Below are 460 nucleotides of genomic sequence, written 5' to 3' on the forward strand. Positions count from 1 at the left end.
CCTGCCGGGCCTGCGAAGGCGTGGAGGATGACGGGCCGACGGTGAAAACCGCGCCCATGCCGCTCCAGATTATCCCCCAGGGCATCGTCACCCCGGGCCTTTTGGCCCATGTCGCGATAGCCAAATACGCCGATGCGCTTCCCCTTTACCGCCAGGAGGACCAGTTCGCCCGCCTGGGTCTGGACATCTCCCGAGGCACCTTGGCCGGCTGGATGATCCGGGTGGCCAAGGCCTGTGATCCGCTCATCGACCTGATCATTGAGGAGATTCGCTCCGGCCCTATCGTCAACATGGACGAGACCACAGTCCAGGTGCTTGCCGAACCAGGCCGAACCAATACCACGAAATCATTCATGTGGGTCGCCCGGGGCGGAACGCCGGGAAAACCGGTCGTGCTCTTTCGCTATCATCCGACTCGGGCCGGCTGTGTGGCCTCAGAAATCCTTGGAAACTTCCAAGG

Annotated in this window: 1 protein-coding gene; it reads left to right on the plus strand. The window is 62.4% G+C overall.

Going from position 1 to position 460, the window contains the following annotated elements; genetic code table 11:
* The coding region (locus GTA51_RS20440; protein WP_160964315.1) for an IS66 family transposase at positions 1-460 on the plus strand (460 nt) is incomplete at both ends.

Origin of the sequence: Solidesulfovibrio aerotolerans, from assembly GCF_009856865.1 — a bacterium.
GTDB lineage: Bacteria > Desulfobacterota > Desulfovibrionia > Desulfovibrionales > Desulfovibrionaceae > Solidesulfovibrio > Solidesulfovibrio aerotolerans.